Annotated in this window: 20 protein-coding genes; 17 read left to right on the top strand and 3 right to left on the bottom strand. The window is 64.7% G+C overall.

Going from position 1 to position 15,573, the window contains the following annotated elements; translation table 11 throughout:
* Positions 1 to 20: 20 nt before the first annotated feature.
* Positions 21 to 920, top strand: coding sequence for a hypothetical protein (locus tag CCK88_RS14595; RefSeq protein ID WP_086471316.1), 900 nt, complete (start codon positions 21 to 23; stop codon positions 918 to 920).
* Between the two features lie 168 nt (positions 921 to 1,088).
* Here the strand turns inward: CCK88_RS14595 and CCK88_RS14590 are convergent, their stop codons facing one another.
* Positions 1,089 to 1,676, bottom strand: a complete 588-nt coding sequence (locus CCK88_RS14590; RefSeq protein WP_086471315.1) for a TetR/AcrR family transcriptional regulator — start codon at positions 1,674 to 1,676, stop codon at positions 1,089 to 1,091.
* Positions 1,677 to 1,752: 76 nt separating this feature from the next.
* Between CCK88_RS14590 and CCK88_RS14585 the strand changes: the two genes are divergently transcribed.
* The 11 genes from CCK88_RS14585 (at position 1,753) to CCK88_RS14535 (ending at position 9,274) form a co-directional block, all read left to right on the top strand.
* Positions 1,753 to 2,163 (top strand): VOC family protein, encoded by a 411-nt coding sequence (locus CCK88_RS14585; protein ID WP_086471314.1) that lies wholly within the window; start codon positions 1,753 to 1,755, stop codon positions 2,161 to 2,163.
* A 405-nt stretch (positions 2,164 to 2,568) separates the two neighbouring features.
* Positions 2,569 to 3,048, top strand: a complete 480-nt coding sequence (locus tag CCK88_RS14580) for a glutathione peroxidase (RefSeq protein WP_086471313.1) — start codon at positions 2,569 to 2,571, stop codon at positions 3,046 to 3,048.
* 155 nt (positions 3,049 to 3,203) lie between these two features.
* Positions 3,204 to 3,836 (top strand): DUF1236 domain-containing protein, encoded by a 633-nt coding sequence (locus tag CCK88_RS14575; protein ID WP_086471312.1) that lies wholly within the window; start codon positions 3,204 to 3,206, stop codon positions 3,834 to 3,836.
* Positions 3,837 to 3,974: 138 nt separating this feature from the next.
* Positions 3,975 to 4,433 (top strand): Crp/Fnr family transcriptional regulator, encoded by a 459-nt coding sequence (locus CCK88_RS14570; protein ID WP_086471311.1) that lies wholly within the window; start codon positions 3,975 to 3,977, stop codon positions 4,431 to 4,433.
* Positions 4,430 to 4,723 (top strand): Rdx family protein, encoded by a 294-nt coding sequence (locus tag CCK88_RS14565; protein WP_086471310.1) that lies wholly within the window; start codon positions 4,430 to 4,432, stop codon positions 4,721 to 4,723. The genes CCK88_RS14570 and CCK88_RS14565 overlap by 4 nt, the downstream gene beginning before the upstream one ends.
* A gap of 252 nt (positions 4,724 to 4,975) precedes the next feature.
* On the top strand, positions 4,976 to 5,764 hold the full coding sequence (locus tag CCK88_RS14560; RefSeq protein ID WP_210189953.1) for a substrate-binding periplasmic protein: 789 nt from the start codon (positions 4,976 to 4,978) through the stop codon (positions 5,762 to 5,764).
* Between the two features lie 144 nt (positions 5,765 to 5,908).
* A complete protein-coding gene (locus CCK88_RS14555; RefSeq protein ID WP_086471308.1) occupies positions 5,909 to 6,727 on the top strand; it encodes an amino acid ABC transporter permease in 819 nt (272 codons plus the stop codon).
* Positions 6,728 to 6,831: 104 nt separating this feature from the next.
* On the top strand, positions 6,832 to 7,356 hold the full coding sequence (locus CCK88_RS14550) for a CreA family protein (RefSeq protein WP_086471307.1): 525 nt from the start codon (positions 6,832 to 6,834) through the stop codon (positions 7,354 to 7,356).
* 99 nt (positions 7,357 to 7,455) lie between these two features.
* Positions 7,456 to 7,659: a hypothetical protein gene (locus CCK88_RS14545; protein ID WP_086471306.1), complete on the top strand. Its 204-nt coding sequence runs from the start codon at positions 7,456 to 7,458 to the stop codon at positions 7,657 to 7,659.
* Positions 7,660 to 7,828: 169 nt separating this feature from the next.
* Positions 7,829 to 8,464: a peroxiredoxin gene (locus tag CCK88_RS14540; RefSeq protein WP_086471305.1), complete on the top strand. Its 636-nt coding sequence runs from the start codon at positions 7,829 to 7,831 to the stop codon at positions 8,462 to 8,464.
* 456 nt (positions 8,465 to 8,920) lie between these two features.
* Positions 8,921 to 9,274 (top strand): septal ring lytic transglycosylase RlpA family protein, encoded by a 354-nt coding sequence (locus tag CCK88_RS14535; RefSeq protein WP_086471304.1) that lies wholly within the window; start codon positions 8,921 to 8,923, stop codon positions 9,272 to 9,274.
* Between the two features lie 67 nt (positions 9,275 to 9,341).
* Here the strand turns inward: CCK88_RS14535 and CCK88_RS14530 are convergent, their stop codons facing one another.
* Positions 9,342 to 9,506: a YjiS-like domain-containing protein gene (locus tag CCK88_RS14530; protein WP_170926505.1), complete on the bottom strand. Its 165-nt coding sequence runs from the start codon at positions 9,504 to 9,506 to the stop codon at positions 9,342 to 9,344.
* 184 nt (positions 9,507 to 9,690) lie between these two features.
* On the opposite strand from CCK88_RS14530, the gene CCK88_RS14525 reads away from it, so the two are divergent.
* The 5 genes from CCK88_RS14525 to CCK88_RS14505 all read left to right on the top strand — a co-directional run bounded on the left by CCK88_RS14525 (position 9,691) and on the right by CCK88_RS14505 (position 14,667).
* Positions 9,691 to 10,572 (top strand): LysR family transcriptional regulator, encoded by an 882-nt coding sequence (locus tag CCK88_RS14525; protein ID WP_086471302.1) that lies wholly within the window; start codon positions 9,691 to 9,693, stop codon positions 10,570 to 10,572.
* A 100-nt stretch (positions 10,573 to 10,672) separates the two neighbouring features.
* Positions 10,673 to 11,845: an MFS transporter gene (locus CCK88_RS14520; RefSeq protein WP_086471301.1), complete on the top strand. Its 1,173-nt coding sequence runs from the start codon at positions 10,673 to 10,675 to the stop codon at positions 11,843 to 11,845.
* Entirely contained in the window at positions 11,842 to 13,029 is a 1,188-nt protein-coding gene (locus CCK88_RS14515; RefSeq protein ID WP_086471300.1) for an MFS transporter, read from the top strand. The genes CCK88_RS14520 and CCK88_RS14515 overlap by 4 nt, the downstream gene beginning before the upstream one ends.
* A complete protein-coding gene (locus CCK88_RS14510; protein ID WP_086471299.1) occupies positions 13,022 to 13,489 on the top strand; it encodes an MmcB family DNA repair protein in 468 nt (155 codons plus the stop codon). Before CCK88_RS14515 ends, CCK88_RS14510 begins: the two co-directional genes overlap by 8 nt.
* A gap of 32 nt (positions 13,490 to 13,521) precedes the next feature.
* Entirely contained in the window at positions 13,522 to 14,667 is a 1,146-nt protein-coding gene (locus CCK88_RS14505; protein ID WP_086471298.1) for an MFS transporter, read from the top strand.
* Here CCK88_RS14505 and truB read toward each other — a convergent pair.
* Positions 14,664 to 15,572: a tRNA pseudouridine(55) synthase TruB gene (truB, locus tag CCK88_RS14500; RefSeq protein WP_086471297.1), complete on the bottom strand. Its 909-nt coding sequence runs from the start codon at positions 15,570 to 15,572 to the stop codon at positions 14,664 to 14,666. The two genes, CCK88_RS14505 and truB, sit on opposite strands and share 4 nt — an antisense overlap.
* Between the last annotated feature and the right edge of the window lies 1 nt (position 15,573).

The raw sequence follows: 15,573 nt of genomic DNA, 5'->3' as shown, positions 1-15,573 counted from the left end.
GGCAGGGAGGGATCATCACCATGGCTATTGATGCACCTGGCGGCATTGCCGTCGTCGAAACCCAAACCTCTACCCGGGAGAATGCCTCCTACGTCGACTGGGCCGCGATCTTCGCCGGCATCGTCTTCGCCTCGGCCATCTCGCTCGTCCTGATCAGCTTCGGCTCGGCCGTCGGCCTCAACTTCCTCGATTTCAACTCCCGCGAAGGCGCCCCGGCCATCCTCATCGGCATCGGCGCTGCAAGCTGGTTCCTCTGGGTGCAGATCTCGAGCTTCATGGCAGGTGGCTATCTCGCCGGCCGCCTGCGCCGCCGCCATTTCGATGCCAATGAAGACGAAAGCGACGTCCGTGACGGCGCCCATGGTCTGCTGGTCTGGGGCGGTGCGCTGATCGTCGGTGCGGTTCTCGCCGTCGGCGGCATCGGAGCCTTCGCCAACGCTGCCGGCTCCGCGGTCGCCACCGCAACCGTCGCAGCCTCTAACGCGGCCGACGAAGCGGGCAATGTGGTCGATCCCAACGCCTATTTCGTCGATACCCTGTTCCGCACGGAAACCCCGGCCACCGGTGACACCACGCTGGTTCGCGACGAAGCCGGCCGCATCTTTGCCCAGGCTGCGCTCGGCGACGGCACCGTGGCGGCCGAAGACCGCACCTACCTCGCCAATGTCGTGGCCGCCAATACCGGCCTGACGCCGGAAGAGGCCCAGGCGCGCGTCGACCAGGTCAGCGCCAATGTCGAAGCGGCGCGCCAGCAGGCCATCGAAGCGGCCCGTATTGCCCGCAACACGGCCATCATCGCGGCCTTCCTGATCGCTGCCTCGTCGCTGGTCTCGGCCATCGGCGCCTACTGGGCGGCCCAGAAGGGCGGCAACCACCGCGACAAGAACACCGTCTTCGCCGACGTGTTCCGCCGGTTCTAATCGAGCGTAAGGAGAGAAATCATGTTCAAAGGTCTCGCCCTCTGGCTGCTCGGCGTGCCGATCTGGCTGATCATCATCATCTTCCTGGTCACCTGACCGGACTGAGAAGCGGGACGAAAGTCCCGCTTTTTTTTTGGTCCGGAGAGACCAAGGCCGGGGGGCCCGCGACTACCGCCGCAAACCCCGGATCACCGCCTCCATGGCCGTCCGGTAGGCGGGCAGTTCGCCTGCTGGCGCAAGCGCGGCCCGATCGAACAGGGCGCCGAGCAGTTGCGCTGTCGGCTCGACCTCCATCGGGCGCAGCACCCCGGCCTCGACCGCGCAGCGCACGCCCTCCGTCAGCGTCTGCTGGCCGAACCGCTGGTTGATGGCGTCGAGCGCCTCGCGGCCTAGAACCGCCGGCGCATCGATCAGCATGATGCGGCGCCGGCCCTCGTCCTGCATCGCGCTGAGGAAGCCCTCGCCGCCCGCGACCAGCGCATCGATCATGTCTGATGGAGCCTCGGCGCCGTCGGCGACAGCGGTGATCGCCTCCGCGACGGCGCGATGCTCATCCTCGACCACCGCCTCGAACAGTGCCAGCTTGTCGGCAAAGTGGTGGTAGAGGGCTCCCCGGGTCACCCCGGCCGCTTCCACGATTTCAGGCGTACCCGTCGCCGCGTAGCCTTTTTCCGCGAACAGGCTCCGTGCCGCGTCCATCAACGCCCTGCGCGTCGCCTCGCGCCGTTCTTCCTGCGTGCGTCTTGCCTCTTGCATACATACTGCCTGTATGTTATTGACATTGATACATGCAGTATGTATCTTTTAATCGACGATGACAAGGAGACGACAAATGCAGTTTTCCAGCATGTTCCCGCTGTTCCAGGTTCGCGACGTCGCTGCCACCGCGCAGTATTACAAGGACATGTTCGGCTTCACCGCCGTTTTCGAAAGCGATTGGTATGTCCACCTCAGGGGCGAAGCCGAGGGCCTGTTCGAAATGGCGGTCATGGATTTCAACCACGACAGCATCCCCGAGATCGGACGCAAGCCCTCGAGCGGTGTCATCCTGAGCTTTTATGTCGAGGACGCAGCAGCCGAGGCGCGGCGCCTCGAAGCAGCGGGCGCCAAGATCGCCCAGCCGCTGCGGGACGAAGTCTTCGGCCAGCGCCACGTGATCGTCGAGGATCCCAACGGCATCCTCATCGACGTCATCACCGCCATCGAACCCGATCCGGCCTGGCTTGCCGCCCAGCAGGGCTAAAGGCCCCACAATTCCGCCCTCGGGATGACCCGAGGGCCCTTTTCCCACCGCCACATCGTGCACGTTGCAAGTGGCCCTCGGGTCGAGCCCGAGGACGGAACGGTGAGGGGGGGACGGCCTCGGGCCACCTCTGGGGGCTGGGGGAGGAATGGATTGCCCGGTCAAGCGGGGCAATGACGGTTGTGGGAGATCGCGTTCCACCAGTCCATCGCCACCACCCGGATGAATCGCTGCCCTTGGCAGCATGATGCGGGAAATGGTCCTCGGGTCTAGTCCGAGGACGGAACGGTGGGGGGAACCGGGGAAGGGAGCGACAGACACATGCCGGGCGATCGCGCCGTTCTGCCGCGTTTCAGCCGGAGCGATCTGTGCTAGCTCTCCTCCGATGCATCCCGGAGCGCGATCATGACCACCCTTGCCGACTTCACTGCCAACCGCCTCGACGGCAAGCCCCAGCGCCTTTCCGACTATGCCGGGCAGGTCGTGCTGGTGGTCAATGTCGCCAGCCAGTGCGGGCTCACACCGCAATATGAAGGGCTCGAGACGCTGCACCGGCAGTATGGCGAGCGTGGCCTCGTTATCCTGGGTTTTCCGTGCAATCAGTTCGCCGGCCAGGAGCCGGGCACCAGCAACGAAATCGCCGAATTCTGCTCGCTGAACTACGGCGTCAGCTTTCCGCTGTTCGAGCGCATCGACGTCAATGGGGACGACGCCCATCCGCTGTTCGTCTGGCTCAAGGAGTCGGCGCCCGGCATTCTCGGTAGCGAGGCCATCAAGTGGAACTTCACCAAGTTCCTGCTCGGTCGCGACGGTCGCGTGGTCGAGCGCTACGCGCCCACCACCGAGCCTGCCGACATAGCGCCCGACATCGAAAAGCTGCTGTAGCAGCCGGGCCACAGCCCACAATCATATTCCTTCCGCTGCGGAACGCTTCGCCTCAAATCCCGTTCGTTGGGCAAGGGGCGGAACAAGCCGGCCGGTCCCGGCCAGCTTTCCGTGAGACTGGCGGCGTCCAAGCCGTCAAGTGAAGGATTGAAACAATGAAGAAGACCCTTCTGGCCTCCGTGGCCATGATTTCGCTTACCCTCGGCGTGCCGGCAATGGCCCAGGATGCAGGCGTCGTGAACCCTGACGCCGGCGCCGCCATCGGCCTCACCGGCGGTGCTGCCGGCGGCGCGACCATCGGCTTTCTCGCTGGCGGCCCGATCGGCGCCATCATCGGAGGCTTTGCCGGCGCGGTGATCGGTGCGGAAGCCGGTATCGCCACCTCGACGGTGGAATATGCCGGTGCGCATCCGGTCGATCCGGTGGTCATCCAGGGCAACGTCAACGCCGGCACTGTCGTGCCCGCTGGCGTCACCGTCTATCCGGTGGAAGGTGATCCGGCCTATGGCTATCTCTATGCCAACGGCCGTGTCTGGATCGTCGATCTGGCCAGCAATACGCTCGTCTATTCGCCGGGCTATGTCGTGAGCCAGTCGGCTGCAGACTTTGCCGTCGCCAACCCCATCGACCCGATCAATGCCCAGGGCGACGTGGTCGTCGGCTACGTTCTGCCCGATGGCACGACCGTTACCCCGGTCCCCGAAGATCCGTACTATGGCTATGTCTATATCGACGGCCGTCCGGCTCTTGTCGAAAACAGCACGCGCACCGTGGTCTGGGTTCAGTAACCCCACACCCCGACGCCGTGACCCAAGCCGCTCGGAAACACCGTTTCCGGGCGGCTTTGCTTTGTCCGGGCGATGCACTAGATTTCGGCGCAGTTGGCGGCCGGGCGAGGGGCACGGTCGGCGCGTGGAGGGCGGGCGATGTCGGACATTCTCGATTACTGTGCGGACCTGGGCGAAGTCCGGTTCAAATCCGGCCAGGTGATGCTGCCCGAGGGCGAGCGGCTGGGCAAACTCCTGGTGCTGATCGAAGGCCAGGTCGAGGTCATCCGCGAGCGCACCCAGGTGACCCATGTCGACGAGCCCGGCTCGATTTTCGGGGAAATGGCCGTGTTGCTCGACATGCCGCATTCGGCGACGGTCAAGGCGCTCTCCGAGGTTCGGGCCTATGAAATTCCCGATGCGCTGACCTTCCTCGAAGCCCATCCGGAGATGAGCCTTCACATCGCCACCATGCTCGCGCGCCGGCTCTACTACACGACCTCCTATCTCGTGGACTTGCAACAGCAGGCGGCCGGCAAGCGCCAAGACCTTGATCTCGTCGACCAGATCCTCGCCAGCCTCGTCGATCCCGCCGACACGCAGAAGAAGCGTAAATGACCGAGCGGCCGCGCATCAGCATCGCCTACTGCACGCAATGCAACTGGATGCTGCGCGCCGGCTGGATGGCGCAGGAACTGCTGTCCACCTTTTCCACCGACCTCGGGCAGGTAACGCTCATTCCGGGCACCGGCGGCATTTTCGCAATCCATCTCGACGATGTGTTGATCTGGGAGCGCAAGCGCGATGGCGGCTTCCCCGATATCCGCGTGCTCAAGCAGATGGTGCGCGACCACATCGATCCCGATCGCGATCTCGGGCATGTCGACCGGGTGAACCTGGAACAGTAGGGCGCGTTTTCAAGATTGGCGGAGCGACCGGGCGCGCGTTGCCGTCATCTCCACGGAGTCGTTCCGGAGCAGGCCGGAATCCGCGCGTAAGCCCAAAAATGGACTCCGTCCTTCGCCGGAGTGACGCCGGGCGTTGTGCTGGCTCAGATGTGACACGCACTTGACCGCGGAGCCTGACACGTCTGCCCCATTCCCAAAGCCGATCGGATTGGTCTAGTCTCGCCGCGACAATTTCCGGGAGACGTCAACATCATGATCATGAAATCCGCCCTGCTTGCTGGCGCCGCGCTGCTTGTGGCGATCCTGCCGGCTGCCGCGCAGGACCTGCCCAATCTCGAAGGACGCGTCATCCACGCGGTCACCGAGAATGCCTATTATCCGCTCAATTTCGCTGGTCCGGACGGGCAGGGCATCGGTCTCGAATATGACGTGATCAACGAGATCGCCAAGCGTCTCAACGCCACCGTCGAATGGGACCTGACGGCCTGGGACGTGATGATCGAAAGCGTGCGCACCGGGCAGTTCGACGTGGGCGCCGACGGCATCACCATCACCGCCGAGCGCGAAGAGCAGATCGATTTCACCGAGCCCTTCATCACTGTCGAGCAGTATTTCCTGGTGCGCGCCGATGAAGAGCGCATCACCGGTCCCGCAAGCTTTGCCGAGAACACCGATCTCCTGTTCGGCGCCCAAGCCGGAACCTCATCGTTCTTCACCGCCGTCTATGACGTGCTGGATGGCGACGAAGCCAATCCGCGCATCAAGACCTTCGACAGCTTCGGCGCTGCCGTGCAGGCCCTCAAGGCCGGAGACGTCGATGCCGTGATCGCCGACCAGGCGGCCTCGGCGGGCTATATCGGTGCCGATCCCGGCGCCTTCAAGCAGGCCGGCGACGCCATCAAGTCCGACCCCTTCGGCTTCATCCTCACCCCGGGCTCCGATCTGGTCGAGCCCTTCAACGCCGCCATCGACCAGCTGCGCGCGGAAGGCTGGCTCGACGAGCGCATCAACTACTGGTTCTTCCAGTACGCAGCCGAGTGAGGCGCTGACTGAACCAAGCCATCGTCATTGCCGGGCTTGTCCCGGCAATCCATCTTCTCTAGGCATCGGATGGACCACCGGGACAAGTCCGGTGGTGACGACTGAAATGGCTTTGGCGTTCAAGCCGAAGAACGGCTCGCTTTCATGACCTATCGCCCCCGTCCGCCCTCGCTGTTCGCCCGGCTGCCCTACTGGTTGCTGGCCATTTTCCTGCTGTTCGTGCTCGGGCTCTGGGCCATCACCAGCAACCAGACTTACGCGTCGATCTTCCAGACGCTTTCGGGTGGCGTCATCACCACGCTCTGGGTCACCATACTCGCCTTCGTTGCCGCCACCGTGCTCGGACTGCTGGTGGCGCTGGCGCGCACCTCGCAGGTGCGGGTGCTGCGCGAAATCGCCACTTTCTACGTCGAAATCCTGCGCGGCATCCCCATCCTCGTCTTTCTCTTTTACATCGCCTTCGTGGCGGCTCCTGCCATGGTGGCCGGCTTCAACTGGGTGATGGCGCCGCTTATCGAGGTGGGCTGGATCGCCCCGGCGACGGTGCGCGGCTTCGATTTCGTGTGGCGCGCCATTTTCGCGCTGACCGTGTGCTATTCGGCCTTCATTGCCGAAATCTTCCGCGCCGGCATCGAGGCGGTGGGGCGCGGCCAGGTCGAGGCGGCCCGCTCGCTCGGGCTGTCGCGCTGGCATTGCTTTCGCCACATCGTCTTTCCCCAGGCCCTGCGCACCATCCTGCCGCCGCTGGGCAACGACTTCGTGTCCATGGTCAAGGATAGTGCCCTGGTTTCGGCGCTGGGCGTGCAGGACATCACCCAGCTCGGCAAGCTCTCGGCCTCGTCGAGTTTCCTGTTCTTCGAAACCTACAATGTCGTGGCCTTCCTTTATCTCACCATGACCATCTCGCTCTCGCTGCTGCTGCGCTGGCTGGAAAGGGTGATGGACCGGCGTGTGGGACGGTAGGCACCACCGATCGCATCTAATACTGTTCCGCCCTCGTCCGGTGGTCGATCTTGCATCGCGCCCTCGAGATGACCATTTTGGTCACGTCACCCCGGAGGAACCCCATGCACGCATTCGCCCGCCTCGCCGTCGTCGCCATCGCGGCCGTTTCGCTGGCCGCCTGCGGCAATCGCAACGAAGTGGGCAGCGTCGGGGTGGACTGGACCGGCAACGACATTTCCATCGAGGCGGTGGCGGATCCCGACGTGGACGGCGTCGTGTGTCACCTCGCTTTCTTCAACCGCTCCTTCATCGATCGCGTCAGCCAGGGCAACTGGTTCGAGGATCCCTCCTATTCGGCGCTGGACTGCTCGATCGTCGGGCCCGTGACGGTGGGCGATATAGCGACCCGTGCCGGCGGCGAGGAAATCTTCCAGCAGGGCCGCTCGCTGATCTGGAAGTCGCTGCGCGTCACCCGCATCTACGACGCCGCCAACAATTCGCTGATCTATCTGGCCCACGCCCGGCAGGTGCAGCAGGGGTCGGGCAAGATGAGCCTGTCGGTCGTGCCGCTCAATGGGGCCGACGTGACCTGGGACAATGGAGCGCCGACGGCGCAGCCCATGCAGGGCTCGGTGATGGTGCAGTAGAACCACCGCATTGTCGGAAAATTTGCTTCAATCCCGGAAGGAATAGGCAACAGCCCGCGCGCATCCTCCCCCTATCGGCCATGCCATCGGGGGGTGTCGATGCGGGGTTTGCTTGCCTATCTGTCCGCCAATGCGGCTGATCTTCTGATCAATCTGGCCTTTTTCCTCATCGTCTACCTGATCGCCCGGATCCTCAAGGCCGGGCCCATGGCGGCTCTGGTCATCGCCGCCATTCCCATGGTGGCCATCGCATTTCTGCTCAATCCGATGCTGCCGCCGCGCCTGATGGCCATGCTGCGCTGAAACCCGGCTTTGCCGCTTTCCCCATGGCGGAGAAACGGCTTGCCGAGCTCGGCCCCAACAAGGCAAAACCATTTCGCCTCCTGCCGCTTCAAGCAGGGGGCTGCAGCACGATATTCTCAAGAGCAATACGAATGCGGACCCGCATTTGCGCGGGGAAAGGAAGACGACAATGGCCATCCTGATCGGCGACACCGCCCCGGACTTCACCCTCGAATCCACCGAGGGCACCATCCACTTCCACGACTATATCGATGGATCCTGGGCCGTGCTGTTCAGCCACCCCAAGAATTTCACCCCGGTCTGCACCACCGAGCTCGGCTATACCGCCAAGCTCAAGGACGAATTCGCCAAGCGTGGCGTCAAAGTCCTGGGCCTGTCGGTCGACAAGCTCGAGGATCACGCCGGCTGGGCCCGCGATATCGAGGAAACCCAGGGCTCGGCCCTCAACTTCCCGCTGCTCGCCGATACCCAGGGCGAAGTGGCGCGCAAATACGACATGATCCATCCCAATGCCGACAACACGCTGACCGTGCGGTCGCTGTTCGTCATCGGACCGGACAAGAAGGTGAAGCTCAAGATCGAATATCCGGCCTCAACCGGCCGCAACTTCGACGAGATCATCCGCGTCATCGACAGCCTGCAGCTGACCGCCAAGCATCAGGTGGCGACACCCGTCAACTGGAAGCAGGGCGAGGACGTAATCATCGTTCCCGCCGTCACCAATGAAGCGGCCAAGGCGAAGTATCCCGAAGGTTGGAAGGAACTGAAGCCCTATCTGCGCATTGTTCCTCAACCGCGTGGCTGATCCCGCGCGGACCCCGTTTTCTCCCTGACGAACTGGGCGATGGTTGCGGCCGTCGCCCTTTTTCTTTGCCACAAAGCCCAGGAAATCCGCCACATTTGCGCCCGATTGCGACGGCGCAGGGCGATTTCGGCGACGTTTTCCCCACTGTCCCCACCCAATCTGGTGGGTTTGAGGTCGCTTTGGCGGAACAGTTGCCCATCCGACACACCGCGCAAATCGAATCCCGTTCCGGCGAAATAGCCGTGCACGACGCGCCGGAATCCATTGCCAAATGGATTCTCGTTCTAGGGTTTACCGAATCTCACCGCCTGACGATCGCGCAGACAGCCCGGAAACCTGTGTTTTGGTTGCATCACAGCCGCGCGAGGCGGCGATTGTGAACGGGGCGGCCCAGATTCAGGCCGTCCTTGCCCTTATTGAAGGCTCCATCGAAAACATCAGTGAGCCCCTGGACCATTGTTTAAGAAAGCCGTTATCGCCGCCGCATCCGTTGCAGCTCTCCTTTCCCTCTCCTCTGCAGCCTATGCCCAGTGTGGTGGCGCTTCCTGGTACGGACCTGGATTTAACGGCAAAGTTGCCGCCTCCGGTGAAGTGTTCAACCAGAACGCCATGACCGCGGCGCACCGGACCCTTCCCTTCGGAACCAAGGTCGAAGTCACCGACCAGCGCACCGGCAAGTCTGTCGAGGTCACCATAAACGATCGTGGCCCCTTCCATGGCAAGCGCATCATCGATCTGTCCAAGGGCGCCGCGGCGGCCCTGGGCTTTCAGAACCGGGGCGTGACCTCGGTGTGCATCGCACAGAAATAAGCGTTTCCTCCCGGAACGACAAAAGGCCGCTCGATGTGCATCGGGCGGCCTTTTGTTTGCGCCCGGCTCACCCCTTGGCATGCGGTGGGCTCAGACGCGCGACAAAGTCGCCGATCTGATCGCGCTCGATCCCCATATCGGCCAGGATGCGGCTGTCCAGCATCGACAGCTTGCGGCGCGTGACATTGCGCATGTGCCAGTCGTGCAGGCGGCGGGTCAGGTGCTTGTACATGGTGCATCTCCTTGAGAACGGGCCAGCCGACCACGCGCGCAGAAGCTGTCGTGCCCCGCGTTGCATTTTTGATCGACTGGTTGCTGGATGGAGCGGCTTGGTCCCGCTTCACAAGGAGATAATTGCCTGTTTGCAGCGTCCTGCGCTACACTGGTGAACGCAACAATCATTTCAGAAATGAAAAATGGAATTCTCCTGGGACGACCTGAGGCTCTTTCTGGACGTGGCGCGGCTGGGCGGGCTCAGTGCCGCAACCCAGACCACCGGGCTTTCGGCGGCCACGCTGGGCCGCCGCGTTACCGCGCTCGAGCAGCAGGTCGGCGAGCGGCTTTTCGTGCGCAGCCAGACCGGCTATCGCCTGACCCCATCGGGCGAGGAGCTGTTGGTGCGGGCCGAGGAAGTCGAGGCGGCCATGCTTTCGCTCAAGCGCTGGAAGGACGGCGCCATCGGCGAACGCGTGGTGCGCGTCTCCGCCGGTCCCTGGACCTCGGCCTTTCTCGCCCGCAACATCGCCGCGATCTGGACTGCGGCCGATCGCTTCGCGCTCGAACTCGTCACCGCCAATAACAAGGTCGATATCGGCCGTCGTCACGCCGATATCGGCATCCGCAACCAGCGTCCGACCGAGCAGTGGCTGGCGGGGCGTCTCGCCGGCAAGGTCGCCTATGCGCTCTATGCCCGTCCCGAACTGGTGAGCGGCGTCGCCGCCGGCTATTTCGTGGGCGTGGCGGGCGAAGGGAACCAGACCCATTCGGCCCGCTGGCTCCATGCCCGCCATGCCGACCGCATCGCCACGCGCGGCAACGATGCCATGAGCGTTCTCGAATTGGTCGCCGCGGGCGCCGGCATCTCGGTTTTCCCGTGTTTCGTCGGCGACAGCGATCCGCGCGTCGCGCGCATGGCCGGGCCCATTGCCGAACTCGAGACCGATCAATGGCTGGTCAGCCACCACGAGGAGCGCCACACGCCGGCGGTGCGCACCGTGGCCGACCGCATCGGCGATTTGATGCAGGCCCATGCGCCGCTGTTCCGGGGCGAGGGCATGCCCTCGGCAAAGACCGTGTGACCGCATTGCAATCGTTGCAACAATCCGGCCGCACCCCATTCTCAGCCCGGCGGAAATAGCCTAGCGTCGCGGCCGACTGATCTTTTGAGCACTTCCAGAAATGCGATTCGGCCTTTCCCTGCCGCCCCACATCAAGGTCTTCGGGGCATTCTTCGTTTATTCCTTCTGCATGGGATCGATTTTCCCGCGCCTCCCCGACATTCAGGATGCCATGAATGTGGGTGAAGGCGCGTTGGGACTGGCGCTGATCGGCTCTGCCCTGGGCACGCTGATCTCGCTGACATTTGCCGGCCATTTCGTGGAAGCCATCGGCTATCGCCGCGTGCTGCTGGTGGCCATTCCGCTCTTGTCGGCATTGTACGCCCTCGCCAGCTGGGCCAGCACGCCGCTCGCATTCTTCCTGCTGCTCGTGCCGGTTGGCCTCACCATCGGCTGCATCGAGATCATCATCAATGTCGAGGCCGATCGCGTCGAGCATGCCATCGGCCGGCGCATCATGAGCCGCGCCCATGCCTTCTGGAGCCTGGGTTTCTTCGCCGCCGGCATGGTCGGCTCCTTCATCGCCCAGACCGGGCTCGAAGTGCATGTCCACCTGATGCTGATGATCCCCGTCGTCATCCTCGCCACGCTCCTGGTGCTCGGCCAGTTCCAGCCCGCGGCCCATCGCGCCGGAACCAGCACCGACGAGCCGCCGCGCTTTGCCCGCCCCACGCTGACCATCATGGCGCTGGTGGCCGTGTGTCTCTCTGCCATGCTGATGGAAGGCGCGGGGCTCGACTGGTCGGCCATCTACATGCGCAACATCTTCGGCGCCGAACCCTTCTGGGCGGGCCTGGCCGTGGCCACCGTCGCCGGATCGCAGGGCGTGGCGCGCTTTTTTGCCGACGGGTTCGTCGAGCGCTACAGCCCGGTCATGGTGGCCCGCGTGCTGCTCACCGTGCTGGGCGCGGGCGTGCTGCTCGCGTTTTTTGCGCCCTATGCCTGGGTGGCCTATCTCGGCTTTGCGCTGATCGGCGCCGGTTCGTCGGCGCTCTTCCCGCTGGCCATGTCCGCAGCCGCGCAGCAGACCGACCGTCCGGCTGCCATAAACGTCGCGGCGCTGGCGCAGTTCTCGTTCACCGCCTTCCTGCTGGGGCCGCCACTGCTGGGCTATATCGGCGAACATTTCGGCATCCAGTGGGTGTTCGGCGTCGGCTTCCCGCTGGTGCTGCTCGGTCTCGCGACCGCCCATGTGCTGGCGCCCAGGCCGCAGATGCGTGAGGTCACGCCATGATCGCCGCACAGCACCGCATCTACGCCTGTTTCTTCTTCTTTGCGGTCACCACGGGTGCGCTGATGGCGCGCCTGCCCGATATCCAGGCCCATCTCGATGTCAGCAAGGGCCAGCTCGGCCTCACCATGATCGGCATGTCGATCGGCTCGCTGATCTCGCTGACCTTCGGCGCGCCGATCATCGAGCGCCTGGGCTTCCGCACCACCGCCTTCTTTACCACGCTCGGCCCGGCGCTGCTGTTCGCCGCCATTCCCTGGCTGCCGTCGGCCCCGGCCATGTTCGCGCTGCTGTTCGTCGTTGGCCTGCTGGCCGGGGCGCTCGAGATCAATCTCAATGTCGAGATCGATCGTCTCGAAACCCACACCGGCAAGCGCTTCATGAACCGCGCCCACGGCTTCTGGAGCGTCGGCTTCTTCTTCACGGCGCTGTTCGGCGCCATGATCCGTCAGTCCGGCATCACCGCTGCGGTCCATATGGGCGTCGTCGCGCTGGTCGTGGTGCTGATCGGGGGTTATCTGATCTATGGCGCGACCTCGGCACCCCGGCCCGCTGCCGCGCCCGGCGCCGATGAGCATCGCATCGCCTTCCCCAATCTCGGTCTGTTGCCGCTCTGCCTGATCGGTTTTGCCGCCTTCCTCGTCGAGGGTGCGGGCATCGACTGGTCGGCAATCTATATGGGCGAGGTGTTCTCGGTGGAGCCCTTTGTCGGCGGCATGGGCCTGACGCTCTTTGCCTTCTTCATGGCCGTGATGCGCCTCACGGCCGATCCCATCGTGTCGCGCTACGGTCCCCGCACCGTGGCCATGGGCATGCTGGGCCTCGCCAGCGTCGGCGCGCTGCTCGTCGGCATCGCTCCCATGCCGGAAGTGGCTTTGTTGGGCTTCGCCCTCATGGGCGCAGGCTGCTCGGCGGTCTATCCGCTTGCGGTGTCCGCTGCCGCGCAGCGCACCGACCGGCCGGCAGCCGTCAACGTGGCGGCCCTCGGACAGGTCAGTTTCGTCGTCTTCTTCCTGGCGCCGCCGCTGCTCGGCTTCGTGGCCGAACTGATCGATATCCGCGCCTCCTACCTTATCTGCCTGCCATTGCTCCTGGCCGGTCTCTGGGCATCGAGCTTTGCCCTGGGGACCCGCAAGGTCGAAACGCCGCTCCACCTGCCGCCCGAGCCACTCGGACCCAATGGCTGAGGATCTGCCGCCCATCGTCGACCTTCGCCAGTCGGCCACGGCCCTGCGCGTCCAGCGCGGGGTCATGCGGATGCTGCGCGAACGGCACGACATGGCCTGTTATGCCGAAGTCCCGCTCAGCAACGGGCGGCGTGCCGACGTGCTGGCTGTGGGCCCCAAGGGGGAGATCTGGATCATTGAGATCAAGTCGAGCCTCATAGACTTCCAGGTCGATCGCAAATGGCCAGAATACCGCGAATTTTCCGACAGGTTCTTTTTTGCCAAGCCACCCGAACTCGATGGCGAAATCTTTCCCAAGAGCGAAGGCCTGATCGTCGCCGATGGTCATGATGGCGCCATTCTGCGCGATAGTCCCGACACGCCTCTCGCACCGGCCCGCCGCAAGGCGCTGATGCTCAAGCTCGCCCGCATGGGTGCCGATCGTATCCACGTGCTGATGGATCCCGGCCCCCGCCTCTGACCGCAGGCCGCGCGCCTGCCTCCTGGATCGCCATGCCCTTGACCCACTGGCGCATCGCCGCGCTGTTTTTCATCCACGCGCTCTCCGTCGGCGCGGTGCAGACCCGCATCCCCGACCTCCAGTTGCTCAATGGGCTCTCGGAAGCCCAACTCGGCCTTGTGCTCATGGGCCAGCCCCTGGGTGGCCTGCCCATGTTTCTCGTTTCCAGCGCCATCATCGAGCGCTTCGGACCGCGCCGGGTCATCCTCTGGTTCCTGCCGGTGGTGGTCGTCACGTCGGCCCTGGCCGGCATCCTTCTCCATCCCGTCGCACTCTTCGCGCTGCTCGCACTCAACGGCGTCGGCTTCTCGCTCACCAATATCGCCATCAATGTCGAGGCCGACCGGGTCGAGGCCACATCGGGCGATCGCATCATGAATACCTGCCACGGCATCTGGAGCATGGGATTCCTGGCCACAGCCCTCCTCGGGGTGGCCATGCGCGGAGCCGGCATCAGTCCGGCCCTGCATCTGGGGCTCCTCGCGCCGCTCCTCATAGCGGCACTGCTGCTGATTGCCTTGCCCATGCCGACCAGCACGGCGCGTCCCCATGCGGGCGGACCGGTGCGCCGGCTGGCCCTGCCGACGCTGGCGACCCTGGCACTCGTGGCCTTCGGGCTGGGCGCGGGCCTCACCGAAGGCGCGTCACGCGCCTGGGCCATCATCTATCTGCGCGACAGTTTCAGTGTCCCGGCCTGGATACAGTCGCTGGCGCTGCCCGCACTGGTTGCGGCCATGGCGGTGTGCCGGCTGGGCGCCGACCGGGTTCTCGACCGCTTCGGGCCGGTGCCCACCGCCCGCGTCCTCGCCGCCATTGCCATAGCTGGGCTCGCGCTCGTGGTCGTCGCGCCCAATGCCGGGCTCGGGCTTTTCGCCTTCGTGATGATCGGCGTGGGTATCTGCGTGCTCTATCCGCTGATGCTGTCCGCGGCGGCGCGGTTGGGCGATCGTCCGGCATCGCAGAATGTCGCGGCGGTGACCATGGTGTTCCAGCTGGTCAATCTGGGCGCGCCAGCGCTGATCGGGGTCGTGGCACAGGGCCTGGGCGTGCGCATGGCCTTTGCCATGCTCATTCCGCTCCTGGTGCTGACCTTCGTCATGGCCGGGCGATTGCGCCCTACCCAGCAGCCGCCGGGCTAGAGATTGAAAACGCGGCCCGGCTTGAACTGGCCGAATTCGACATGGCCGGTGGCCAGCACCTTGCCCTTGAAGCTGACCCAGCATTCGTCCAGCGCCACCGGGGCGCCCGCTCCGGTGAGCAGCACCGGATTGCCGTGACTGACGGCAGTGGCCTGCCCGGCGTCGAGCCGGATTTCGTGCAGGTCGGTCAGCCCTGCGGCAACGGGCCGGAGCAGCGCATCGCGCGCGTCCCCCGCCTCCGCCGCCTCCAGCATCTCGAGCGTCACCGCGTCGGCATCGGTGAATGGGCCGACCGCGGCGCGGTGCAGCCTGGTGACATGTCCCACTGTCCCCAGCGCCTCGGCAATGTCGCGCGCCAGCGACCGCACATAAGTGCCCTTGCCGCAGGTGACCTCGAGCACGCTCTCGTCCGGGCCGTGGGAAACCAGCGAGATGCCGTCGATCTCGATCGGGCGCGCGGCGAGTTCCACCGTTTCCCCGGCGCGCGCCAGGTCATAGGCGCGTTCGCCATCCACCTTGATCGCCGAAAAAGCGGGCGGCCGCTGCATGATCGTGCCGGTGAACCGCGGCAGCACGGCTTCGAGCGCCGAACCTTCGGGACGGACGTCGGATGTCGCGATCACCTCGCCTTCGGTGTCGTCGGTGGTCGTCGCCCGGCCCCAGCCAATGGCGAAGCGGTAGATCTTGGTGCCGTCCTGAACCTGCGGCACGGCCTTGGTGGCTTCGCCCAAGGCGATGGGCAGGATGCCGGTGGCGAGCGGATCGAGCGTGCCCGCATGGCCGGCCTTTGCCGCCGAAAGCAGCCAGCGCACCTTGCCCACGGCCTGCGTCGAGGTGAAGTCATAGGGCTTGTTGAGCACGACCCATCCGGAGATGGCGCGCTTTTTCGATTTCTGCTGGCTCAAG

The sequence above is a fragment of the Devosia lucknowensis genome (assembly GCF_900177655.1).
In the GTDB taxonomy this organism is placed as follows: domain Bacteria; phylum Pseudomonadota; class Alphaproteobacteria; order Rhizobiales; family Devosiaceae; genus Devosia; species Devosia lucknowensis.
The sequence above is the reverse complement of the archived record's forward strand: the minus strand, read 5'-3'. Positions and strand labels throughout refer to the sequence as shown.